Here is a 22,191-nt window from a genome sequence, read left to right on the forward strand (position 1 = left end):
TTAATCATGGCTCTCCGAAACTCCGTCAAAGAAAGGTAATTGAAGTTGCTCGATTCGCTGGCGGATCGTTTGCAACTGGTCGTCGATCGATTGCGATTGAAGTTCGTCGGCGGATAACCCTTGGACGAATGGTTCTCTTGAGTAAGCTGGCGGCTGAAATGCCGGACGAGCTGACGGAACAGCAAATGGAGTTGCCGCGCTAGGAGGAATCGCATTCCATGATGAGTTCAACGGCAGAGGCAACTGAGGATTGACTTCAGGGGCCGCTTGAAGCCTGACATCTGACCTGCTTGGGCTCATATCAGATACTAATGGGACTTCAGCTTGAGAAGCGATCGACGGCTGCTGCTTGAATGCTCCAGAAAACCAAACGCCAAGCCCAATCAATGCGCTTGCAGCAACTCCCGCGAGCACGTAAAGCCATGGTTTTAAGATCGGGCCCCGGCCGCGAGCACCTCTGCGTTCTTGCTTTCGCAATTCCTTCAGTGCGCTTTGCAATTTCTGTGCGGCCACGGGCAGTGGCGCTTGTTGCGGGTTCCCTAAATGCAAAGCACACTGCCTTAACAAGTCCCCGGCCGCTTGAGCACTGTCGAATCGATCATGCGGCGATTTACTTAACAGCTTGGCGACGATCGCTTCGATCCACAGTGGGACTTCCGATCGAATCTCACGCACGGCTCGGGGCTCGTGATCGACGATCCGGCGCAGGACCGCCAAACTAGATTCCGCTCGGAACGCCGGGCGGCCTGCAATCATCGTGTACAACACGCTGCCCAGTGAGTACAGATCGCTGCGGTGGTCGACCGCTTCCCCGCTGGCTTGTTCAGGTGACATGTACTGAGGCGTCCCAGCGACAAAGCCGCTTGCGGTGACCGTTGCATCGTCGAGTGTTCTCGCAAGCCCAAAGTCGGTCAGCCAAACTCGCGCGGTGCCTCGTTCGAGCAAAATGTTCGCTGGCTTGATATCACGATGGACCAGCCCGTGTCCATGCGCAGCGGCCAGTCCGTCAGCGACCTGAGCGGCAATGCTTAAGCAATCTTCCAAGGCCAGTCCGCCACATTGGTCAATCCGCTCCTGCAGCGAATCGCCGGGAATATACGACATGACTAAGTAAGGCAGTTTTGCTTCTGCGACCACGGCATGGATGGGCACGACATTGGGATGAACTACGGCCGCCGCCGCGCGAGCTTCGCGAGCGAATCGTTGTCGAGCTGCACCGGAGACCGCAAAATGCGGATGCATCACTTTGATTGCCACCGTGCGATGCAGCGTAGGATCGAAAGCGGCAAACACTACGCCCATACCGCCCGAGCCCAACAACTGCTGGATAGAGTACACGTCGATGCACCCAAGCGCGTCGGATGAGGGGCTGGGTTGAACGTACTGCTCCAGCGGAAACGCCGCAGGAGGCGGGCTGTCTGCTGCCGTCGCTCTGGTGAACAACGCCGTCGACTCGTTGGTCAAAATGGAAGTCGTCTCGTGCCACCACGCCGCAGGTGCCGCAAGCTCTTCAAACCTTTGGCGGCAATCCTCGCAGACTTCCAGATGCTGCGTCAACTTGCGAGCTTGCTTCACGTTAGCTTGATCGCTGAGCAACGCTTGCCATTCTGCATCGTCAAAACTGCAAACTCGCTGGATCATGCTGGGCCTCCATCTGCACTCGCTTGCTGGTATAGCTTAATCTGCTCTCGCATTTTAGCGATCACTCGTGTGCGAGCGACGTAGACCGACCCGATGGACATGTGCAGTTGAGCCGCAACTTCCGCTGGCGATAGCTCTTGGACGCAACTGCGCCAAAATGCTTGCCACGTCGACTCATTGACGCATTGACGGACCTTGTCTGCGGCCCATAGAAACAGTTGTTTGCGATACTCGCGATCAAAGTCGTTTTGCAAGTCGCAGCGTGGGTCGACTTGTTGTTGCAAGCGTTGCGAGAACTCGGTGCCACCAACGCTGCGGTGGTTTGCCTGTCGGCTGAATTGGTTGATCGCTTTGGTACGTACGATCGTCGATAGCCAAGCGCGGAAGGCACCGTTGGTTTTGGTGGCTTCAAAGTGTTCGATGTGTTTTGAAACGGCGATCATAACTTCTTGAACGACTTCGCGGGCATCCGCATCTTGGTGGCCGCGCGAACGAGCCATGCGGTACAAAACGGGCTGATAGATCTCTACGAATTCCTCCCATGCCGACTCATCATCGCGGTTTTTCAATCGCAACAGTAAGCTAGCTCGAGTATCGGGGGGCGTCGACAATCGGAAATTCCAGATTGGGCGTATAGGAACTCTTTGGGCGTCTACGAGAAGAACACCGCGCACCACGAAATCTTACACAAGAATCCAGAATCTTGCGAAGTTTGCTGTAGAGCAAAACCAGCGCACAAAAAAACCCTGTTCGTCAAATGACAAACAGGGTTTTTTAAACAAACGAGGCGGACGGGGGTCGAACCCGCAACCTCTGGATCGACAGTCCAGTGCTCTAACCGATTGAGCTACCGCCCCAGCGTTGAAGGTTGCTCAACTGCTAGAAGTATGCCAAGGAATATAACCTCTATCGCTCCAGAAGCAAGGCCAGTATACCGACATTTTTGGTGCGAATCCGGGTCTCTTTCTGCAGCAAAATCCTTTTATTCGCTCCAACCGATCGCTTTCCATTTTTATCGCATTCGAAAAACCTTCTGCTAGCCCTGTATGTCTTTGCCAAAAGCTAGCGTGAAGTATCAGCGGACCACATGTTGTCCCAAAATAGGTAACAGAGTTTATGTTCAAATTCATCGATAGCCTTATCACCGATTTCGCCGAGCGATTGAATTATAGTGTCTTGCATATGACGGTCCCTCAATGGGGAATCCTGACTGCGATCGCGCTGACGATTGGCATCGTCATGCTGAAATCGCGACAGTAGTCGCGAACCGGCTTCTTAGTTCGTAGTACCGTCTTTAAGCGGGCATCAATTTACGAGCATTTCCGCCTGAAGGCGGGACTACAAACGAAGCATTTCCGCCTGAAGGCGGGACTACAAACGAAGCATTTCCGCCTGAAGGCGGGACTACAAACGAAGCATTTCCGCCTGAAGGCGGGACTACAAACGAAAATGGGCAGGTCGCTTTAACCTGCCCATTTTGCATTGGATGATCTAGTGATCTAACATCACCGCGATTACTTCTTGCCAAGAGCCGCTTGAGCGGCAGCTAGACGAGCGATAGGTACACGGAATGGACTGCAGCTTACATAATCCAAGCCAACGTTGTGGCAGAAGAATACGCTGCTTGGGTCCCCACCGTGCTCACCGCAGATACCGCACTTCAAATCCTTTTTGGTCGAACGACCCTTCTTCACAGCCATTTCAACCAATTGGCCCACACCGGCCGCGTCCAAGGTTTGGAACGGGTCGATCGGCAACAACTCTTGATTCAAATAGTCTGGCAAGAATGTGTTGATGTCGTCACGGCTAAAGCCGAACGTCATCTGAGTCAAATCGTTGGTGCCAAAGCTGAAGAACTCCGCTTCTTCCGCAATCTGGTCAGCGGTCAACGCAGCCCGTGGAACTTCGATCATCGTGCCCACCGAGATATCCAGCTTGGCCGTGAACTTCTGCTCCTTCTTGACTTGCTCGATGACTTCAATCGTCTTGGCCTTGAGCAGCTTCAATTCCGCTTTCGTACCAACCAATGGAATCATGATTTCAGGAATCGCATCGATCTTCTTCTTCTTGCAAGCGATCGCGGCTTCCACAATCGCACGCACTTGCATCTCAAGAATTTCTGGATACGTCACGCTCAAGCGGCAACCGCGATGACCCAACATTGGATTGAACTCGTGCAACTGTGCGACGCGAGCCTTAATCTCCGCAGGCTTCACATTCAGTTTCTCAGCAACTTCCTTTTGCCCCTTGTCATCGTGAGGAATAAACTCATGCAATGGGGGATCCAGCAAGCGGATTGTCACTGGCAAGCCCTTCATGGCAGTGAAGATGCCGATAAAGTCTTCGCGTTGGAACGGCAGCAGTTTGGCGAGCGCCGCTCGGCGTGAATCAACATCCTTGGCCAGAATCATTTCACGCATCGAGATAATGCGATCGCCTTCAAAGAACATGTGTTCTGTTCGGCACAGACCAATGCCTTCAGCACCAAAGCCACGAGCACGTTCGCTGTCGGCTGGCGAGTCCGCGTTGGTGCGAACCTTCAACGTTCGATAGCCGTCAGCCCACTTCATCAGTTTGGCAAAATCGCCGGTCAACTGGGCGTCTTGCGTCTCGATGGAACCGATGGCAACTTCGCCCGACGTACCATTGATGCTGATCGTATCGCGTTCAGTGTAAGTCTTGCCGTTAATAACCGCTCGACCGTTCTTGGCATCGATCTTGACCGCACCCGCTCCAACCACGCAGCAACGCCCCCAACCTCGAGCGACCACCGCAGCGTGTGAAGTCATACCACCGGTGCTGGTAAGAATACCAGCGGCCGCGTACATGCCTTCGACGTCTTCTGGGCTTGTTTCGCTGCGGACAAGAATCACTTTTTCGCCTTTGCCAGCTCGATCGCGAGCGTCTTCGGCAGTGAACGATAACTTACCAACCGCAGCACCTGGTGAAGCTGGCAAGCCTTTGGCAACCTTTTCTGCTTTGGCCCAAGCCGAAGGGAGGAAGCTGGGCAGCAGCAATTGAGTTAAATCGCCTGCTGGGACGCGAAGCACCGCCGTCTTTTCGTCGATCAACTTTTCCTTGACCATGTCGACCGCCATCTTTACTGCTGCGGTGCCCGTTCGTTTACCGTTACGGGTTTGCAGCATGAACAGAGTTCCCTTTTCAATGGTGAACTCAATGTCCTGCATATCCTTGTAGTGCTTTTCCAGAATGTCCTTGATTTCAAGAATTTGCTTGTAGACCGCCTTGTTCCATTTGCCCATTTCTTCGCAAGGTTGTGGGGTTCGAATACCGGCCACCACGTCTTCACCTTGAGCGTTGATCAAGAACTCACCAAAGAACTTGTTCTCACCGGTGTTCGGGTTGCGAGTGAATGCCACGCCTGTTCCCGAATCGTCGCCCATGTTGCCGTAAACCATCGATTGAACGTTTACTGCGGTTCCAAGCAAGCCGCGGATGTTTTCGATCTCACGATACTTGACCGCTTTGTTGGACATCCAACTGTTGAAGACCGCTTCGATCGATTTTTCGAGCTGCTTGTAGGGGTCTTGAGGAAACTCTTCTTTGGTCGCTCGCTTGTACAGCTTCTTGTAAGCTTCACACAATTCCTTGAGGCCTTCGGCGGGCACGTCGGTGTCTTCGGACACTTTGTACTTCTTCTTGATGATATCGAATTCGTGCTCGAATTCATGGTGTTCCATGCCCATCACGACGTCGCCGAACATGTTGATCAGGCGGCGATAGCTGTCGTAGGCGAAACGGGGATTGTTGGTCGCTTTGGCCAAGCCTTCGGTCGAGACGTCATTCATCCCAAGATTGAGGATCGTATTCATCATCCCAGGCATCGAAACGGCGGCACCTGAGCGGACGGAGACCAACAACGGGCTTTTGTCGTCACCGAATTTCTTCTTCAATTCCTTTTCCATCGTCGCAACTTGCTTGCGAACTTCGTCCATCAAGCCGGCGGGCATCTTCTTGCCGCCTTTGTTGTAAGCAGCACACATCTCGGTGGTGATGGTGAAACCTGGAGGAACAGGCAGGCCGATGCTGGTCATGTCCGCCAGATTCGCTCCTTTACCGCCCAGGATCGCTTTGCTGACGCCAACGCCGTCGGTTTTCGTCTTGCCGAAATAATAGATCATCTTGTTTGCCATAGCGATTCCTGTGCAGTTGCCCTATCTAGTGAAAAAAGAGTGACGAAGACGTCGATCCAGGGTGGCTGGAGCAGAATTAGCCCAAAACCCTAGCCGTACGCATGTTTTTGAGGCGAAAGTCTAAGGTAGCTTGCGAGGTGCGTCAATCGGGCAAGGAGCGTCCAGTTGTCGCGGAAGCGGCCTTACAGACGTCGCCAAATCGCCGCGTGGTGAACAATATTGGCCGTTAGAGAGACCATTACGCTTCCGTCGTTGCCGGTGCCGGGGTGCTGCGTCGGTAAGCTGATCGATCCTGTAGCTGCCGGGAACTGAGCCGTCGGCAATCCTGACGGTCGGGAAATGGCAAAGTGAAATCTATGCGCAAGTTGACTTAAAGCGGGCAAAGAGTTCGTCTCGCTGTCGCTGCAAGTCGCCATTAGGGACGGCGTTAAGCGTCTCTTGCGAGCTGATTTGGTCACCAAGGATTTGCTGTAACATAAGGATTTGACCGATGATCGCGCCCTTCTCTATCCCCTTCTCAATCCCCTTTTCAATGCCTCGCTCAATTCCCTTTTCGATCCCCTTTTCAATGCCTCGCTCAATTCCCTTTTCGATCCCCCTCTCGAGCCAAGAATCGAAAATGGTGTGGATCACAGGCTCGCTTGGTCCATCGTACAGTTCTTCTATTGCGTCGGACATGACTTTCTCCGTGACGAATGGATTGACTTTGCTTAGGTAATGCAGGACAGCCATCAGGTTCTGCAAGTTCTGCCTCTCGTCCGCTTCGGAGGTAGAATTTCGCAGGATACCGGTGATCAATTCAAGGATCTCGACGGTCCGTCAATATTTTAGTGCTACAAGGGTCGCTTGTAAAAGCGCAATCCCTCGAATCTCCTCCACCGGCATACGATGAAGGTCATGCAAGAGTATTGTCATTTGAGGCGAGAACTTCCGCAGTGCAGGCGGAATGTCCAGCAAATCTTCCACGGCGAGGGCCGCGTCCCAAGGCTTCTGCCCATGGTAAATCAAAACAGGAATGACGCACGTCAGCGACAGTTTGTCACGCAGACGCTTTTCGTTGATCTTCAACGTGTAGTTAAGCACTTGGAACGACGTATTGGGATCTGCAAAACTTTTGTGCTCAAAGAGCAGGTAAATGAGCACACGTTTACCAGGCTCCGAAATCAGCGGGACGGTGAAGAGAAGATCTGCACGGCGTGTCTTTAACGCTTCAGAAATGAATTCATTGGGCACCTGCTCCAGCGAACCAAGGTCGATTAGGCTCAGGACGTCTGCCGGCAAGTTGTTCTCGCAGAAACTTCTTGCCACTTCAAGCTTGCTGAACGAAAACTGAAAAAACTTGTCATGTGGGGACGTTAAATCCCCGTCCGGCCGCACAGACATGGTTCCCGGAATTCCTTGAAACGAATTTTAAAAATGCTACTGGCCGCCCTCGGTGCGTTTCGACCACCACGGCAACTGCACGCCACCGTCCATCGTCATGGTCGAACCGGTCATGTAGGACGCTTCTTCGCTGAGCGTAAAGCAGATGCCATGCGCCATCTCTTCGGAAGTCCCCAGTCGCTTCATCGGCAGCGACTGAGCTCCTGAGGACAACTGGTCTTCCGAGAAAAATTTCCGTTCACCGGGCGTGTCTATCCAACCAGGGTGGAAAACGTTGACGCGAATGCCATGCTGCACAAGCTCGATGGCTGCTGTCCGCGCCATATGATCGATCGCCGCTTTGGCCATGTTGTAAGCCATCGCTGTCGGAAAAGGGATTTGCGAATGAGGCGAACTGACGACGGTGATCGCACCGCCTCGCTCCTGTTGAATCATTTGCCTGGCACTCGCTCGGACGCCAAAAAATGCTCCCCACATGCTAACATCGATCGTCTTGCGGAAGCCCTCCATTTCCGCATCGACCATTAACTGGCGATCGCTGTAGACTGCGTTGGAGACAAACAAGTCTAAGCTGCCAAAGGCGGCGACCGTATCGGCCACCATTGCTTCCACTGCCGCTTGGTCGGACACGTCGCACTGGCACAAAATCGCTTTCCGGCCAAGCTTTTCAATTTCGCGGACGACTTCTTCACCTTGAGCTCGGCTGGAGCTGCAATTGATCGTAACGTTCGCTCCGCCTCGCGCCAGCTCGATGGCCACCGCCCGTCCGATTCCTTTGGATGATCCCGTAACTAACGCGTTTTTGCCTGTGAACGAATACTGCATCTGCCTAACTCGACGATTCCTTACGAACAATGAAGATTACCGAACAAAAAGTGTACCATGCAGAATGCAGCGTGGGGATAGTACCAACTGTCGGACGCATGCGCTGAGCGGGCATGTTAACGCCGCATATCACACTCTGCCGCTGGAACGTAACGTCCTAAAGTCAAGACGCGAGAATTGACAACCATCTGAACAATGGTGGTATGCACCAATTTTTTTGGAATTCATCTGGCGCACTCTACCGTGAAGCGCTAACAGGTCTTGGGATTTTGGGTGCAGAAGAAACCAAACGCTTGTTGCTCAATGCGTCGTCTGTACTATTTGACGATATCGAGCCTCCCGTAGATCGCTTGGCAAGACAGGAAGCAATGAAACAGTATCCGGAATCAAACGATAGAAATGCATTGCCTGATTGGTGTGAACAGCTTCGCGCGATTGACAAGGCGTACCGGGGAGATCCTGACGATCTGAATTCCAAGCTGAATGGCTTCGCTGAACAGAATGGTTTAATCGAGCCTTTCCTACAACGCATCGAACAAAATGATCGCGATAGGGACTCAGTTCCCCGGTCCCCCTTTCACAACACCTAGCATGCGGGTCCGACACTGGGGCCGCTTCATCTTTTAAGAGCGAGCTTCGTCCAGACATTTATATAGAATTACCAAACTGGTTGTTGTTAGATTGGCGTTTGTCAAAGTGCTTTGCAGGCTTCCTTCCCACGGTCGGTCGCCGCAGGTCGCAGTTGCTTTCGCCTCGTGTTTGATCCTTACGAGCTCTTCATTTGGTATACTGAATTCTGTAAGAGTATCGGAGCTAAACTCAGGGGGCTAGGAACTCTCGCAAGTTACGCACCTCACAAACTCACGCCCATGTTGGGCGTTCGTGCAGACAGAGCCCTCGATCAGGCGCTTTGACCTACGCCGAGTAATCTGCTGGGGCTCGCTGAACCCGGCCGTTCGTCGCTTTGAGAAACCTAGGGGTTAGTACAAGATGTACTCGTCTAAGATCGCACGTTGTGGTAATCTCTAAGTGGTTTTCTAAACGTTAACTACAAAGTCGGAGGCCTAGATTAACGATGACAGGATATACGGCAGTAATACGGCAGGACGGACCATGGTGGATTGGCTGGATCGAAGAGATTCCTGGGGTCAATTCCCAAGGTGAATCTCGTGATGAACTTATTGCCAATCTGCGTGAGGCGCTGTCCGAAGCTATCGAGATGAATCGAGAGGATGCAAAATCCGCAGCAGGGGCATTCTTTGAAGAAATTGCTATTGTACCGTGAAGCGTCGTGACCTCATTCGACATCTTGTAGACAACGGTTGCGAACTTGTTCGTGAGGGCGCGAATCACTCGTGGTGGGGTAATCCCGCAAATGGACGACGTTCGGCAGTACCACGACACAGCGAAGTTTCCGATCATTTGGCTAAGAAAATCTGCCGAGACCTGGGAATTCCTGAGCCTTGATAATTCTCAAAACGTGACGAACGATGCTATCGAGATAGGGGCCCGGTTTCCCGGGCCCCTTTTCACAACACCTAGCATGCGCGTCTGCTACTGGGTCCGTTTCATCTCTTAAGAGCAAGCCTGTTCCGGACATCGAATAGATAGACTGACCGAGACAGTTGTTGTTAGATTGGCGTTAGTCAAAGTGCTTCGCAGGCTTCTTTCTCACGCCCGGTCGCCGCAGGTCGCAGTTGCCTTCGGCTCGTGTCTGTTTCTTACGAGCTATTCATTTGGTATACTGACTCCTGTAAGAGTATCGGAACTAAACACAGGGGACTGAGAACTCTCGCGAGCTCCGCACCCCACAAACTCACGCCCATGTTGGGCGTACATGGACACAAAGCGGGGGATCGACCGCTTCGTGATGGAAAATTTACTTGTCCCCGCTCGGTCATCGGGGCCGTTCGTCGTTTCGCGACTAACAGTTGCTGACCGGCGGAAAAGCCTGAAGACAAAAATCCTATGCCCCATAATCAGCCATTCCTAACTTTCACCGAAGCATTGCTTTATTCGCTATTGCTCGGTCTGATGACCTGGGTTGTTCGATTTGCGACGACTCAGGCTCGAATGCGCCGTTTAATCGCATCTGAATCTGATTCGATTATCGTAGAAGACTTACGGAAAGATTCACTGCGGATCAGTACGATCGTATGGTGTTTTGCTCCATCGATTTGTCTATGGTTTGGATATCTGTACGTAGCCCATTTTATTCCTCCGCGAACAAGCCAATGGTTGGTAGCGATGTCGATTCCACCTGCGATTTTCTGTATAATCAATTGCGTTGCGTTCATGGTTCGTGAACGACACTACAAATCCGTGTCTGACTCAGTCGCAGGATGAAGGACGAACAAAATCGTGCACCCAAGTCGCGGATCGGGTGCTTTGAGTTTTAGAAGCGTTACTTGCCGCTACTAGGTGACGATGGTCGTTCGTCTATATGATTCGATGACTCAGCAACGAGAAACAGTTTTGATAACGCGAAGCCGTTGGAACCGGTATATGTTTCCGACGCTTATCATTGTGACGTTTCTCGGATGCGTGAATGCAATCCAGAACGACGATGTTCGAGGCGTATTGATCGTTGCCCCTATTCTTGCCATGTGGATTGTATTACGCCTGACCACGCCAAAAGCTGGAATGATGGCCGAATCCATACGGTCAATTGGTGGACTTACAGTCTTACTGTGGTCGTCAGTCGCAGCGATATTGGCTATGGTCGCATTGCTTTGGATTGACGTACGACTGCTTGGTCATCCGTTACACGCTCCACTGGAACTGTATCATGTGTTACTTGCCATTCCTCCATTCGTTATTCTCTTCACCGGCGCATATTTCGCAGACCGACGCAGGAAACGACACAGCGAATCTAATAGTCCTCGGCCTGATAAACTTACAGACGAGGCTTAGAGGAACAATTCGATCGAGATAGGGGCCCGGTTATCCGGTACCCACTCAAGGCACTTAGCATGCAAGACCGCTACTGGGACCGTTTCATCGATTAAGTGCGAGCCTGTTCCAGACATCCAATAGACTGACCAAACCGGTTGTTGTTAGATTGGCGTTAGTCAAAGTGCTTCGCAGGCTTCTTTCTCACGCCCGGTCGCCGCAGGTCGCAGTTGCCTTCGGCTCGTGTCTGTTTCTTACGAGCTATTCATTTGGTATACTGACTCCTGTAAGAATATCGGAACTAAACACAGGGGACTGAGAACTCTCGCGAGCTCCGCACCCCACAAACTCACGCCCATGTTGGGCGTACGTGCACCGAAGTGGCACCCATTACTTTTTTCAACTTATTAGCGTTCAATGCGCCACTCGGTGAACGCCCACGTTCGTTACTTCAGGTAGAGCCATGAATACTCCCAACCTTGAACATCCGGACCACGCCGAAGCCGAGACTCCGAGTGAGGAGTTAGGCGTCGTCATGTATATCGAAGAGAAACCTGGACTTGCTGGTTATGCCCGAATCGGACGTGTGCGTTTCTCACATTCGCGCCGCACGGTGTACTACCGTGGACGGAAACTTCAATCGCTTAACGGCTCGGGGTACAAGGCTAACTACTTCAACGTGGAAACCGGACTAGAATACTGGATTTCCGGATGCAAGAAAAAAGGAAATGACACACTCTATCCTGGCATCATTGAGATCGATGAGGATGCCAGAGAGGAATACTGGCTTCGGATTCGAAACAGACCGGAAGACCTGCATCTCACGAAGTTTCGGTCTGAGGGAAAATACTCGAAACGCCGCCCGTCGTGATGCCATGTGCCGCAATGAACAAAGTCGTGCACTAAAGTTCGCGATCGGGTGCAATTTCGATGGAAGCGTCACATGCGTGAACTTGTTACGACCAGCGTTCTGTCGCTTATGATTCATAACATTAATCCGACTCGCTGGAGCATCATTACCTGGCTCATATTCGGGACTTGGTTCGTGTTTTCTGTCACGATGAACATTCCACGTCAGATTGAGATGAAGGACTTCCAGACCAATTTAAACGTCCCTTCGACAGCTCAACCCGAAGTCATCGACTCCGAAAGCTATGATGGTGGCGCAACTATCACATTACGTTCCCATGTGACGACATACACATCAATGATTAGTCTTGGCTGGCCACGCGCCTATATAACGCACACTCAGTCTCCCCTCTCTCCTAACATCACAACAAACATTGACTACTTCGCCTTATTCCAGAATTGCTTTCTAATCTGCCTTGTGCTACTTTCAATTCTTGTAATTGGTCAAAGTATTTCGAGGTTATCAATACTGAGCATTCTTGGAGCTACGGCTGCGGTAGCGATTCTGATTTCAACGTTGCTGCTGCTTAGCAATTTGGGGTATTTTATGATCGCCTATTACATTGCACATGCTATCTATGTAATGCCGATCGTCGTCTGCGTGCTCATTGTGGGTCGCACGATCTTGAAGTACGACAGAACAATTCGATCGAGATAGGGGCCCGGTTACCCGGGACCCCTCTCACAACACCTAGCATGCGCGTCTGCTACTGGGGCCGTTTCACCTTTTAAGAGCAAGCCTGTTCCAGACTTCTAATAGACTTACCAAGCCGGTTGTTGCTAGATAGGCGTTAGTCAAAGTGCTTTGCAGACTCTGCCAGCCAGACATGAACCAGGCGCCTCGCGAGCTAGATCCGAATGGTACCGCGTCGTTTCGTTCTAATCCCATTTGCATCAAGTTCCTTATGCGCGCTGACGGCTTCCGCCACTGCTTCCAGTAGCATGACCGCAAGCGACGACGAACCCATTTATCCAGGTCGCTAAAGAAACTCTTGATTGGGACCATGCAGAAGTAACCGGTCCAACCCCGTAGATAGTGCCCCAGCTCCTTCAAGCGATCTGACATCGAGACGCTCCACGTTCGACGTGTTAACTCTCGAATTCGCTGTTTGAATTTGATCACATTCTTGGGGCTCACTCGCAACTGTCCGCCATAACCGACGAATTGGTATCCGAGGAATTCCAATCCATCTGTTTTGCGTACACTACTCTTGTCTTGGTTCACCACCAACTTGAGCTTGCAAGTTAAATCAGTTGTCAATTCACGGGTGTCGATATCGAAGTGGCCGTGACAGTGGTTGAGTTAACGCGACTCGAGATCACGATCCCGAGCCGCGCGATTTTAATCCAATGGCTCCCACCCTAAACCCACGACTTACATGGATTCCTTTCCCCTTACAATGAAGAACATTCAGCGTTTTTCATCGATTTGGACTTTGATCGTCATCTGCTACAATTGTTGCGTCCGGATGGATCTCTATATCGAAGGAGGCAGACTATGTCGCAAGTACCTATGACTGACATTAAAGAAAACGCCCATAAACTTATTGACTCGTTGCCGTCTTCCGCTACTTGGGATGACGTGATGTATCGGATTTACGTCCGACAATCGATTGAAGCGGGATTAAGAGATGCCGAACGGGGGAATACGACCAATGTGGACGAAGTTCGCAAGAAATTTGGTCTTTCCGAATGAACGTTGAATGGACCTCCAACGCGATTCGTCATCTCAATGGAATTTACGACTACATTTCGAAAGATTCAGAGTTCTATGCAAGAAGGATGACTGATAGGTTGACTTCGCGGTCGATTCATATTCAAGAGTAGGCTTTGTCGGGCAAAATAGTTCCTGAATTTAGAGATGCGACGATTCGCCAGGTCATAGAGGGTCCTTATCGACTTATCTATCAAGTGGTCGGTTCAACGCTATTTGTGCTCGCTGTGATTCATGGAGCTCGAACACTAACGTCCGAACTGCTGGAAGATCAGGGGTAACAATGCGATCGAGATAGGGGCCGGGTTATCCGGTACCCACTCAAGGCACTTAGCATGCAAGACCGCTACTGGGACCGTTTCATCGATTAAGTGCGAGCCTGTTCCAGACATCCAATAGACTGACCAAACCGGTTGTTGTTAGATTGGCGTTAGTCAAAGTGCTTCGCAGGCTTCCTTCCCACGCCCAGTCGCCTCGGGTCGCAGTTGCTTTCGCCTCGTGTCTGTTTCTTACGAACTGTTCACTTGGTATAATAACACCTGTAAGTAAATCGGAACTAAACTCAGGGGACTAGGAACTCTCGCAAGTTCCGTACCCCACAAACTCACGCCCATGTTGGGCGTACTTGGACCGAAGCGGTGGATCGGCCGCTTCCTGAAATCCGAGTCTCTTGGCGGCGACTCAATTACCGCTGACGTTAGCGCTAGAAGGAACGCGACAAGTGTCATGGCTCTGGAATGCCTCCCGCTTGCCGGGTGGATTGTTACGCTTCTTGCTACATAACCGCTCAGCCCCCGTCCCTCCCCTCTTTGCTCGGCGGCAAAGCCGCCGAGCAAAGAGGGGGCGTTACAGGTGGTACCATCGTATTAGCTAGAAACATGAAACTCCACTGGACAAGCCAGTGGTATCTAAAGTCTGTCGCTTGCACTCTTGTCCCTGCTGAATGTTGAAGTCACCAGTGGTACGGTAGTGTGATGTCGGAGACGGTCTCTGACTGAGACTGACACGTCAGCAGCGCGGACGACGGCACTCGATCCTCCGGGCAAGAACGCGTGCCCCGCTAAGCTATAAGGACTTGGCATCGCGGAGTGAGGCACGAACGCAGCCGATGCGCAAGTCCTTTGTTCAAGCAGCCCGGGATGGTTGCGGCCGTAGAATGGGTGCAGATTAACTTGGGTTTTGCTTTGGACAGCAGGCTGCGTCCAAGCTCGATAAGTCGCAGATGACAAGTCTTTGAGCCTTTCGCTGCCCCGTGCCAGCTCATCTGTAACGAGCAAAGGTTTTGATAGTGAGCGTGACGCGGGGAGGATAAGCGTGAGGGCGGGCAGGGACTAAGGTGGCGGGGGCTAACTTGAAAACTTATTCACCCATGAGTCAAGCTCATGGGGTTCTTGAAATGCTTCTGGGGCTTTGGCGAAGTCAGCTAGCTGTTCGACGGCGCGGAGGTAGCCGCTGTGGGTGCGAGGAGCTTTGCCGGTGAGGTGCAGTCACTCGCGACAACTCCGCCCGGTGAGCTTAGTCGTCATCGGGCTGGCGCATTCCGCTTTTTTCAGCCAAAAACCTTGCAAAACCTGTACAATCCGTTTTAAATTCGGCCTTCCTGTTGACTTGTCATGTGGCATCGCGAATAATGCCATATGGCACAGCATGATTTGTGGAGTTGGCGATGGAGTATGTCAAAAAATTAGCGGAGTTCTTGGGCGGTGGTTCCGTTGTCGGATCCCCGAAATCGGATTTTGAGTTCATCAAAATTATCAGAGCGGGCTTTCCATCAAAGGTAATTGCATGCGTGGTCAAGTCATCCGCAATAAGCGAAGATGTAATCTACAAATCTCTTCGCATCGCAAAACGAACGGCTGCGCGGCGCAAAGCGACGGCATCCAGGCTCAAACCTGCTGAATCGGAGTTGATTTACCGATTAAGCAAGGTCTTGGTTACAGCAGCCGAAACCCTTGGTGATAGAGACAAGGCACGTGAATGGCTCTTGACGGAGAATTGTGCGCTGCACGGCAATCGGCCACTTGACTTGCTAGATACCGCAATTGGGTTCGAAGACGTGATGGATGTTCTTCGTCGAATCGAATACGGTGTATACAGCTAGCGATGTACGTTTGGCGAATTTGCCGATCTAAATACGAACTTTCGGCGTTCTTTGGACAGGGTGCTGAGAAGACGGGTGGTCGTTGGAACTACAAGGGGCATTCGGTTATCTACGGTTCTGAAAATCTTTCGCTTGCCGCACTTGAATTGTTCGTACATGTCTCCCCAGGAATCATCCCAGCGGACCTCATATCGTTGCGAGGTACCCTGCCAGACTCGACATCCATCGAGCGCATCGAAGTGCCTGACTTACCAAAGAATTGGCGGGAATATCCGGCGCCACCTGAACTACAAGAAATTGGAACAAACTGGATTCTCGGGTTAAAGTCCCTCGTCCTTGTCGTTCCGTCAGCGATCAATCCACTAGAGTCGAACATACTTGTGAATCCAGCTCATCCAGATATCAAGGAATTGCAAGTGCACACTGGGCAACCGTTTCAGTTTGATCCAAGAATGTTCGGAAAGCAGCCGAAGCAAGGCCCGATAACAGAGCGATCGAGATAGGAACCCGGTTGCCCGGGCCCCTCTCACAACACCTAGCATGCGGGTCCGCATCCGGCGGCCCAAAGGCAGCAAGGTTCAGGGCGATGCTGCGATGAAAGCGATGCTGCGCCGAATCGTGGCGATGCTGACTCTGATGGCGATGAAATTCGATGGTGTCGGCGAACTGGCCGCAGGGTACGATGCTGAGAACGATGCTGAGAACGACGATAACGAGCACCGCTACGCTGAGCACGAGCACGATACTCAAAACCGAAGAAACGCCAGAACAATGCCGTCCACCTAAGCGCCCGAGCCAACGTTTATTTGAACCCTACCAAAACTCCGGCCTCTAGGTGACGGAGGTCGTTCGTCGCCTAAAGAATTCGGAAATCGGTAATCTCAACGATCATCGACTGGGTGTCGATCAAGAAGAACGCACGAAGAGGTTGCTCGTCGATGTAGTACAAGCCTTCGGATAGAAAATCTCCTTTTTCGGCTGGATCATTTTCCAACTGACGTCGAATTGCTTCCGCTGCTTGCAACACCAAAACTGCTGATCCCAAGACTTCCGCGATTCGTAAAAGCTCTGCTGCGGCGTCCAGCGAAAATTCAACATCGTATATCACTTGGCAAATCCGTCCCTGACTTTCGCCGCCACTTGAGCCCACGACAGGCGCTCTCCGTCTTGGCTCGCTCGGCTTCGCGCTCGTTCAATCTCCGCCTCGGTCGGAGGACGTCGGACAACGCCAATCGTCTGCCCCTGCGCATCGATCAACTCGATTGGGCCCTCGCTGTTTCGGATTCGTTCGGCAATTTCTTCGGTTATCGCTACTTTTGTCATCATTTGCTCCTTGGCTGCCCTTATTCTATCTATAGATGGGACGTTCCTCAACTGAGACTCCAACGCACTCGCAGGCTTCCTTCCCACGCCCGGTCGCCGCAGGTCGCAGTTGCTTTCGCCTCGTGTCTGTTTCTTACGAGCTATTCACTTGGTATAATAACACCTGTAGGAAAATCGGAACTCAACCCAGGGGACTAAGAACTCTCGCAAGTTCCGCACCCCACAAACTCACGCCCCTGTTGGGCGCACTTGGACCGAAGTGCTCGAATGGTCGCCATTGACTTGCGTAGAGAAAGAACTTCTCGCACTCGGTCAGTGCAAACGTTCGCCAATGACGAGGGGGCTACAATACGATCAGTAGTTATTACTGTTTTCCTCCTGCTCATCGGGCAAACTTCGCATTTGCTCGCAGAGTGCCAAGGCTGAAGGATACTCAGTTGATGAAGGAGTCTGATCCTGTGGTTATTGTGCACTCATTAGGGACAAGAGAGCCGATGATAGAGGACATCATCGTACCTCTTGACAATGAAGACGACTCGCTCGCGCCAATCTGCACGAGATTTTGGGTGTTAACCGTTTCGACAGTACGACATGACTCAGAACCCTTTGAGTTATGCCACTCCAAGCGTGAGCTGCGATATGGCCATGTGGCATTGGCGGGAAAGATAGCAGGAACTCTCGGAGTGCCGCGTAAGAGGAATTGTTACGGCCCACGGAGTGTGCCTGCTACGGTGTGCGGCCCACGGAGTGTGCCTACTACCTGGGGTTTCGCACGCGAAATAAAATGACGTACAGAGCGGGCAGATTCAATAACGTCAAAAAAGTCGCTAACGATAAACCGCCCATAATCGCAATGGCCATCGGCCCCCAAAAAACACTTCGCGTCAACGGAACCATCGCCAGAATCGCAGTGGCCGCGGTCAGCACAACTGGCCGCGCTCGTCGCACCGCAGACTCAATCACCGCTTCCCATTCGCTCAGCCCCTGCGACTTGTCATACTCGATCTGATCAATCAAGATCACCGAGTTGCGCATATCCATGCCCGCTAGGGCAATCACTCCCAGCAATGCCACGAAGCCAAACGGGGCATTAAACAGATGCAGGAAGACCGTCGCACCAATGATTCCCAGCGGAGCGATTCCAAAAACCAACAATGCCTTTCGAAAATTCTGAACTTGTAACATCAATAACGTCAACATGACCAAAATCATCAACGGAAACACTGCAAACAACGCCTTGTTGGCCTTCAAGCTCTCTTCAATGCCACCTCCTTGTTCGATTCGATATCCCGGCGGCAAACTCGCTCGCAGCGCATCCAACCGCTTAAAGATACGAGCACTCACATCAGGCGGTTGAACCCCGTCGACCACGTCGCCCCGCACCGTCAACATCGTCTCTTGGTTTCTGCGCCAAAGGATCGGCGGCTCTTGGCGATAGCTGATCTTGGCCACTTGGCTTAACGGCACCGATGTCCCACTGCCAGCTCTGACCATCAAATCACCCACCGTCGCTGGATTCGAGCGATCGGCTTGATCGGCGCGGACCACAATATCAATCAGCTCCGTACCCTCACGCACCTGTGTCACAGGAACTCCGGTCAACATGGCTTGTAAAGTGTCCGAGACGCGTTGTGGGTCCAACTGCATCGCGGCCAACCGTTTGTGGTCCAACTCCAACTCAATCGACTTGGCTCTTTCTCCAGCATCGATATGAGGTTCCACGATCGCTGCATCTTGGCGCATCACCGCTAGCACTTGTTGAGCGATCCGAGCTACGTTCGCTTCATCATCCCCCAGAACACGCATCTGCACAGGAAATCCAACTGGCGGACCAAATTCTAATCGGTTCACGCGAGTCCTCGCAATCGAAAACTCTGGATCTTCCTGCAGCAGCGAACTCAGCTTGGTATGCAACGCCTCTCGTGCCTTCAAATCCCGCGTCACAATCACTGTTTTCGCGAAGCTTGGGTCTGGCAAATCGGGATTCAGCGCCAGAAAGAACCGCGCTGCCCCCACTCCAACATAGCTAGTGTAGTGATAGTAGTACGGCTGGTCGGGCTCCGCCTCTTGCAATTCCACCAGTCGCGTTTCCAAATACCGCGTCAATCGCTCGGTCGCTTCGATCGAACTGCCTTCGGGCAGCCTTAGATCGACCAACAACTCCAGCCGCGATGAGGTCGGGAAGAACTGCTGCTGCAGCTTGGTAAACGCAAACAAGGAAGCCACAAACGCAATGATGGTTGCGCCCACCACCATATAAGGATGCGAAACACAAACAGTAATCCAACGCCTCATCCAGCGATGAAAAGGTCGTTGATACGCCTGCACCACCACGGCGGGCTTTGATTCGGTCTCTATTGCGGGCTCGCTTGGTTCATTCGCTTTCTTGGCAAGTCCCAATCGCTGACCGATTGCCAGCAACCAGGACCGCCGCGGCTTGGTCGAATGATGTTCGGGCAGCAGCAGTACGCCCAAGAAAGGAATAAACAGAACTGCGACAAACCACGAAGCGATCAAGGCGATCCCTACGACCCAAAAAATTCCACCGGCGTATTCGCCTGCGGCGCTTTTAGCCAATCCCACCGGTAAAAATCCGGCCGCTGTAATCAAAGTCCCCGACAGCATCGGAAATGCGGTCGATTGCCAAGTGTACGTGGCCGCCGAAGCTCGATCCCAGCCCTCTTCCAATTTGACGCTCATCATTTCAATCGCAATGATCGCATCATCCACCAGCAACCCCAACGCGAGAATCAAAGCGCCCAAGGAGATGCGGTCAAAATCCATACCGATCGCTTCCATCACCACAAACACGACCGCCAACACCACTGGCACACTCACTGCGACCACGATGCCCGTTCTAAACCCAAGACTCAGGAAGCTGACCAGCAGCACGATCACGAGCGCTTCGGCAAACGTTCGCAAGAACTCCGTCACCGATTCATCGACAATCTCTGGCTGAAACGCGATCACCCCCAGTTCGACGCCCGCTGGCAATTCCGCTTTAAACTGCTCCATCGTCTCCGCCACGTGCGTGCCCAACTGCAGCACGTTTTCGTTGTCCGCCATGACAACGCCAATCCCCACTGCCGGTTGGCCGTTGTAACGCATCAACGTGTCCGGTGGATCTTCATAACCTCGTCGAACCGTCGCGATATCTCCCAAGGTAAACGTTCGCCCTTGCACAGCGATCGGAACGCTCCGAATCCGCTCTTCCGTACACAGCGACTTATCCATTCGCACATAGATCCGGTCGTGGGTGGTATCGATCGAGCCGGCGGAGCGTAGGTCGTTATGGTTGCGCAGCGAATCAAACAAGTCGTTCGGCGAGATCGCAAGCGCATTGAGTTTGTCTTGCGAGAACTCCACAAAAATCTTTTCTGGCAAGTCACCGAGAATATCGACCTTCTCTACCTCTCGCCATCGCAAGATGCGTTTACGAGCTGTCTCGCTGATACGCTTCAGCTCGGCCGGCGAATACCCCTCGCCGGTGAAAGCATAGATCGCGGAATATACGTCACCATACTCGTCGTTCACGTTGGGGCCAAGCAACGTTGGCGGCAGTTCTGGTCTCAAGTCGTCGAGCTTCTTACGTGTCTGGTACCAGATCTCGTCCACTTGATTTTTCGGTACATCATCACGCAATTGCACCATGATCAGTGTGCGATTGGGCAAACAGTAGGTTCGCAGAAAATCCAAGTACGGTAACTGCCTCAATTTCGCTTCGATACGATCGGCAACTTGGTTTTGCATTTCGATCGCAGTCGCACCCGGCCACGTGGCCGATACGATCGCGGTTTTGATTTTGAAGCTAGGGTCTTCTGCACGGCCTAATGTAAAGTATGCATTCAAGCCTGCTGCCAAGATGGCGATCAACGCGAACGCGGTAAAGGCGCGATGATCAATAGCCCATCTCGATAGATTCCAACGCGAGGATCTTACTTCGTCCATTTTCGCACCCGCGTTTCCGTGTCCAGCTTGTGAACACCTGCAGCAACTATCGTACGGTCAAGGATCGGATCACTGGTAACATGGACGGTTGCGTCGTCCATTCGTAGAACTTCTACCGAAACCTTTTGCAATTGGAACACATCATCCGAATCCCCCATCGGTTTTTCAATCACCGCCCACACGATCGGCTGAGTATTATCGTAGGCCAGTGCGGTCGCGGGAATTGCCACTAGATCTGCAGCCGAAGAATTGCCGAATGCGAGATTCACGGTCATGCCCAACTTGATCGGTAAGCCTTGCACGATCCAATTCGTACCGCCATCGTGTGGCACCTTCACTTCATCGACAAAAGAATACCTCGCTCGAAAGGTGCGCGCTGCGGTATCCGCGATGGGACTAAGCTCCCGCAGACGCATCATCAATCGAATGCTTGGATCGGTCCAGACGGTCAAGTCCGCGTATTCCAAAGCGTTACGTTGCGTTAATTGCTCAGGCAGATTGACCTCGACCTCCAATTCATCGCTGCGCACGATCTCTACGATGCTCTGCCCAGCGTTGACGACTTGGCCAACTTCCGCATAAACGCCCACGACGATACCGTCAGCGTCCGCCACGAGGCGCGTGTAGCTGAGTTGACGATTCGCAAGTTCGGTTTGTTTGCGAGCTGCAGTTTGCTTGGCGGCACTGGAGTCCAACAACAATCGCACGGAATCATATTCCGACTGGCTGATCGCTTTCTGCCGCAGCAACTCGGCCATCCGTCGCTCTTCTTGCTCCGCTTGCAGGACCGCTGCATCAGCGGCGCGCTCATTTGCGATTGCCGTCGCTAATTGCAAGTCGTAGTCGTCGGATTCCAGCTCATAGATCACTTCGCCGGCGCGTACCGATTGCCCAAGCTCGATACGACGAGCCGTGATCTTTCCTGCGACGCGAAACGCGATCATCGAATCGTAGCGACCGACGATGCGTCCTGTGAACGTCTGCGTCGCAATCGGCCTTGCCAATTCCCGCACGCTCACCGTTTTTACCAAGATCGCTGGCCTCACCGGGGTTGGTCGTCGCGACGAGGGCAGCAGCGACGAGGGTGTCAACGAAGACCGCTTGCCTCCCGCCTGCTCCGAACTGCTTGCGTGTTGCGACTGGTTCTGCTGCCAAACACTCGCCGCGACCGCTCCGCCGGCCACCAGAGCCAAGACCAAGACGCTGGCCGAAATCGCTGCCCAGCGCCTTTTTTTGTTAAGCTGTATCATCATCGTGTTCGCTCAGGAAAGTGACGTTTCGTCAAATTTAGGTTAAAAAAT

23 protein-coding genes and 1 tRNA gene are annotated in these 22,191 nt (G+C 52.5%); 12 read left to right on the plus strand and 12 right to left on the minus strand.

What is annotated here, in order from left to right:
* From SH302x_RS16905 to SH302x_RS16915, 3 genes are all read right to left on the minus strand, one after another.
* Entirely contained in the window at positions 1–1,641 is a 1,641-nt protein-coding gene (locus SH302x_RS16905; protein ID WP_479363575.1) for a serine/threonine-protein kinase, read from the minus strand.
* Positions 1,638–2,252 carry an RNA polymerase sigma factor gene (locus tag SH302x_RS16910; RefSeq protein WP_479363576.1) on the minus strand — a complete coding sequence of 205 codons (615 nt, stop codon included), beginning with the start codon at positions 2,250–2,252 and terminating at the stop codon, positions 1,638–1,640. The genes SH302x_RS16905 and SH302x_RS16910 overlap by 4 nt, the downstream gene beginning before the upstream one ends.
* Before the next feature lie 172 nt (positions 2,253–2,424).
* Positions 2,425–2,498, minus strand: a tRNA-Asp gene (locus SH302x_RS16915).
* 259 nt (positions 2,499–2,757) lie between these two features.
* On the opposite strand from SH302x_RS16915, the gene SH302x_RS16920 reads away from it, so the two are divergent.
* The gene (locus tag SH302x_RS16920; RefSeq protein WP_479363577.1) at positions 2,758–2,901 is read left to right on the plus strand and encodes a hypothetical protein; all 144 of its coding nucleotides are present in this window, start codon (positions 2,758–2,760) and stop codon (positions 2,899–2,901) included.
* 254 nt (positions 2,902–3,155) lie between these two features.
* Here the strand turns inward: SH302x_RS16920 and ppdK are convergent, their stop codons facing one another.
* The 4 genes from ppdK to SH302x_RS16940 form a co-directional block, all read right to left on the minus strand.
* Positions 3,156–5,801: a pyruvate, phosphate dikinase gene (gene ppdK / locus SH302x_RS16925; RefSeq protein ID WP_479369278.1), complete on the minus strand. Its 2,646-nt coding sequence runs from the start codon at positions 5,799–5,801 to the stop codon at positions 3,156–3,158.
* A 348-nt stretch (positions 5,802–6,149) separates the two neighbouring features.
* On the minus strand, positions 6,150–6,473 hold the full coding sequence (locus SH302x_RS16930) for a FliH/SctL family protein (RefSeq protein WP_479363578.1): 324 nt from the start codon (positions 6,471–6,473) through the stop codon (positions 6,150–6,152).
* 141 nt (positions 6,474–6,614) lie between these two features.
* Complete coding sequence (locus tag SH302x_RS16935; RefSeq protein ID WP_479363579.1) at positions 6,615–7,178, minus strand: Rpn family recombination-promoting nuclease/putative transposase; 564 nt, start codon at positions 7,176–7,178, stop codon at positions 6,615–6,617.
* A 36-nt stretch (positions 7,179–7,214) separates the two neighbouring features.
* Positions 7,215–8,003 (minus strand): SDR family NAD(P)-dependent oxidoreductase, encoded by a 789-nt coding sequence (locus tag SH302x_RS16940; RefSeq protein WP_479363580.1) that lies wholly within the window; start codon positions 8,001–8,003, stop codon positions 7,215–7,217.
* 188 nt (positions 8,004–8,191) lie between these two features.
* Here SH302x_RS16940 and SH302x_RS16945 point away from each other — a divergent pair, with 188 nt between their 5' ends.
* The 6 genes from SH302x_RS16945 to SH302x_RS16970 all read left to right on the plus strand — a co-directional run bounded on the left by SH302x_RS16945 (position 8,192) and on the right by SH302x_RS16970 (position 12,462).
* Positions 8,192–8,593: a DMP19 family protein gene (locus SH302x_RS16945; RefSeq protein ID WP_479369279.1), complete on the plus strand. Its 402-nt coding sequence runs from the start codon at positions 8,192–8,194 to the stop codon at positions 8,591–8,593.
* A gap of 485 nt (positions 8,594–9,078) precedes the next feature.
* Entirely contained in the window at positions 9,079–9,288 is a 210-nt protein-coding gene (locus tag SH302x_RS16950; protein WP_479363581.1) for a type II toxin-antitoxin system HicB family antitoxin, read from the plus strand.
* Positions 9,285–9,470 (plus strand): type II toxin-antitoxin system HicA family toxin, encoded by a 186-nt coding sequence (locus SH302x_RS16955; protein WP_479363582.1) that lies wholly within the window; start codon positions 9,285–9,287, stop codon positions 9,468–9,470. The genes SH302x_RS16950 and SH302x_RS16955 overlap by 4 nt, the downstream gene beginning before the upstream one ends.
* A 1,038-nt stretch (positions 9,471–10,508) precedes the next feature.
* On the plus strand, positions 10,509–10,916 hold the full coding sequence (locus SH302x_RS16960) for a hypothetical protein (protein ID WP_479363583.1): 408 nt from the start codon (positions 10,509–10,511) through the stop codon (positions 10,914–10,916).
* A gap of 442 nt (positions 10,917–11,358) precedes the next feature.
* Positions 11,359–11,766: a hypothetical protein gene (locus SH302x_RS16965; RefSeq protein WP_479363584.1), complete on the plus strand. Its 408-nt coding sequence runs from the start codon at positions 11,359–11,361 to the stop codon at positions 11,764–11,766.
* Between the two features lie 72 nt (positions 11,767–11,838).
* Positions 11,839–12,462, plus strand: a complete 624-nt coding sequence (locus tag SH302x_RS16970) for a hypothetical protein (protein WP_479363585.1) — start codon at positions 11,839–11,841, stop codon at positions 12,460–12,462.
* 63 nt (positions 12,463–12,525) lie between these two features.
* Here the strand turns inward: SH302x_RS16970 and SH302x_RS16975 are convergent, their stop codons facing one another.
* Entirely contained in the window at positions 12,526–13,032 is a 507-nt protein-coding gene (locus SH302x_RS16975) for a group II intron maturase-specific domain-containing protein (RefSeq protein WP_479369280.1), read from the minus strand.
* A 270-nt stretch (positions 13,033–13,302) separates the two neighbouring features.
* On the opposite strand from SH302x_RS16975, the gene SH302x_RS16980 reads away from it, so the two are divergent.
* From SH302x_RS16980 to SH302x_RS17000, 5 genes are all read left to right on the plus strand, one after another.
* Positions 13,303–13,500: a hypothetical protein gene (locus SH302x_RS16980; protein WP_479363586.1), complete on the plus strand. Its 198-nt coding sequence runs from the start codon at positions 13,303–13,305 to the stop codon at positions 13,498–13,500.
* 134 nt (positions 13,501–13,634) lie between these two features.
* Positions 13,635–13,799: a type II toxin-antitoxin system RelE/ParE family toxin gene (locus SH302x_RS16985; RefSeq protein WP_479363587.1), complete on the plus strand. Its 165-nt coding sequence runs from the start codon at positions 13,635–13,637 to the stop codon at positions 13,797–13,799.
* 1,385 nt (positions 13,800–15,184) lie between these two features.
* On the plus strand, positions 15,185–15,619 hold the full coding sequence (locus tag SH302x_RS16990; protein WP_479363588.1) for an Xre family toxin-antitoxin system antitoxin: 435 nt from the start codon (positions 15,185–15,187) through the stop codon (positions 15,617–15,619).
* A 2-nt stretch (positions 15,620–15,621) separates the two neighbouring features.
* Positions 15,622–16,122, plus strand: coding sequence for an RES family NAD+ phosphorylase (locus SH302x_RS16995; protein WP_479363589.1), 501 nt, complete (start codon positions 15,622–15,624; stop codon positions 16,120–16,122).
* 91 nt (positions 16,123–16,213) lie between these two features.
* Positions 16,214–16,405, plus strand: coding sequence for a hypothetical protein (locus tag SH302x_RS17000; RefSeq protein ID WP_479363590.1), 192 nt, complete (start codon positions 16,214–16,216; stop codon positions 16,403–16,405).
* Between the two features lie 70 nt (positions 16,406–16,475).
* On the opposite strand, the gene SH302x_RS17005 is transcribed toward SH302x_RS17000, so the two are convergent.
* The 4 genes from SH302x_RS17005 to SH302x_RS17020 form a co-directional block, all read right to left on the minus strand.
* Complete coding sequence (locus SH302x_RS17005) at positions 16,476–16,727, minus strand: hypothetical protein (RefSeq protein WP_479363591.1); 252 nt, start codon at positions 16,725–16,727, stop codon at positions 16,476–16,478.
* Positions 16,724–16,945, minus strand: coding sequence for a hypothetical protein (locus SH302x_RS17010; protein ID WP_479363592.1), 222 nt, complete (start codon positions 16,943–16,945; stop codon positions 16,724–16,726). The genes SH302x_RS17005 and SH302x_RS17010 overlap by 4 nt, the downstream gene beginning before the upstream one ends.
* Positions 16,946–17,698: 753 nt before the next feature.
* On the minus strand, positions 17,699–20,890 hold the full coding sequence (locus SH302x_RS17015; RefSeq protein WP_479363593.1) for an efflux RND transporter permease subunit: 3,192 nt from the start codon (positions 20,888–20,890) through the stop codon (positions 17,699–17,701).
* A complete protein-coding gene (locus SH302x_RS17020) occupies positions 20,878–22,143 on the minus strand; it encodes an efflux RND transporter periplasmic adaptor subunit (protein ID WP_479363594.1) in 1,266 nt (421 codons plus the stop codon). Before SH302x_RS17020 ends, SH302x_RS17015 begins: the two co-directional genes overlap by 13 nt.
* Between the last annotated feature and the right edge of the window lie 48 nt (positions 22,144–22,191).

It is taken from the genome of Njordella calcicola, from assembly GCF_056494125.1.

Coding starts and splice junctions, on each gene's coding strand:
- SH302x_RS17010 (WP_479363592.1), bottom strand. CDS start 16,945: ATGATGACAAAAGTAGCGATAACCGAAGAAATTGCCGAACGAATCCGA.
- SH302x_RS17020 (WP_479363594.1), bottom strand. CDS start 22,143: ATGATGATACAGCTTAACAAAAAAAGGCGCTGGGCAGCGATTTCGGCC.
- SH302x_RS16960 (WP_479363583.1), top strand. CDS start 10,509: ATGTTTCCGACGCTTATCATTGTGACGTTTCTCGGATGCGTGAATGCA.
- SH302x_RS16905 (WP_479363575.1), bottom strand. CDS start 1,641: ATGATCCAGCGAGTTTGCAGTTTTGACGATGCAGAATGGCAAGCGTTG.
- SH302x_RS16990 (WP_479363588.1), top strand. CDS start 15,185: ATGGAGTATGTCAAAAAATTAGCGGAGTTCTTGGGCGGTGGTTCCGTT.
- SH302x_RS16980 (WP_479363586.1), top strand. CDS start 13,303: ATGTCGCAAGTACCTATGACTGACATTAAAGAAAACGCCCATAAACTT.
- SH302x_RS16950 (WP_479363581.1), top strand. CDS start 9,079: ATGACAGGATATACGGCAGTAATACGGCAGGACGGACCATGGTGGATT.
- SH302x_RS17015 (WP_479363593.1), bottom strand. CDS start 20,890: ATGGACGAAGTAAGATCCTCGCGTTGGAATCTATCGAGATGGGCTATT.
- SH302x_RS16970 (WP_479363585.1), top strand. CDS start 11,839: ATGCGTGAACTTGTTACGACCAGCGTTCTGTCGCTTATGATTCATAAC.
- SH302x_RS16940 (WP_479363580.1), bottom strand. CDS start 8,003: ATGCAGTATTCGTTCACAGGCAAAAACGCGTTAGTTACGGGATCATCC.
- SH302x_RS16935 (WP_479363579.1), bottom strand. CDS start 7,178: ATGTCTGTGCGGCCGGACGGGGATTTAACGTCCCCACATGACAAGTTT.
- SH302x_RS16920 (WP_479363577.1), top strand. CDS start 2,758: ATGTTCAAATTCATCGATAGCCTTATCACCGATTTCGCCGAGCGATTG.
- SH302x_RS17000 (WP_479363590.1), top strand. CDS start 16,214: ATGAAAGCGATGCTGCGCCGAATCGTGGCGATGCTGACTCTGATGGCG.
- SH302x_RS16995 (WP_479363589.1), top strand. CDS start 15,622: ATGTACGTTTGGCGAATTTGCCGATCTAAATACGAACTTTCGGCGTTC.
- SH302x_RS16930 (WP_479363578.1), bottom strand. CDS start 6,473: ATGTCCGACGCAATAGAAGAACTGTACGATGGACCAAGCGAGCCTGTG.
- SH302x_RS16965 (WP_479363584.1), top strand. CDS start 11,359: ATGAATACTCCCAACCTTGAACATCCGGACCACGCCGAAGCCGAGACT.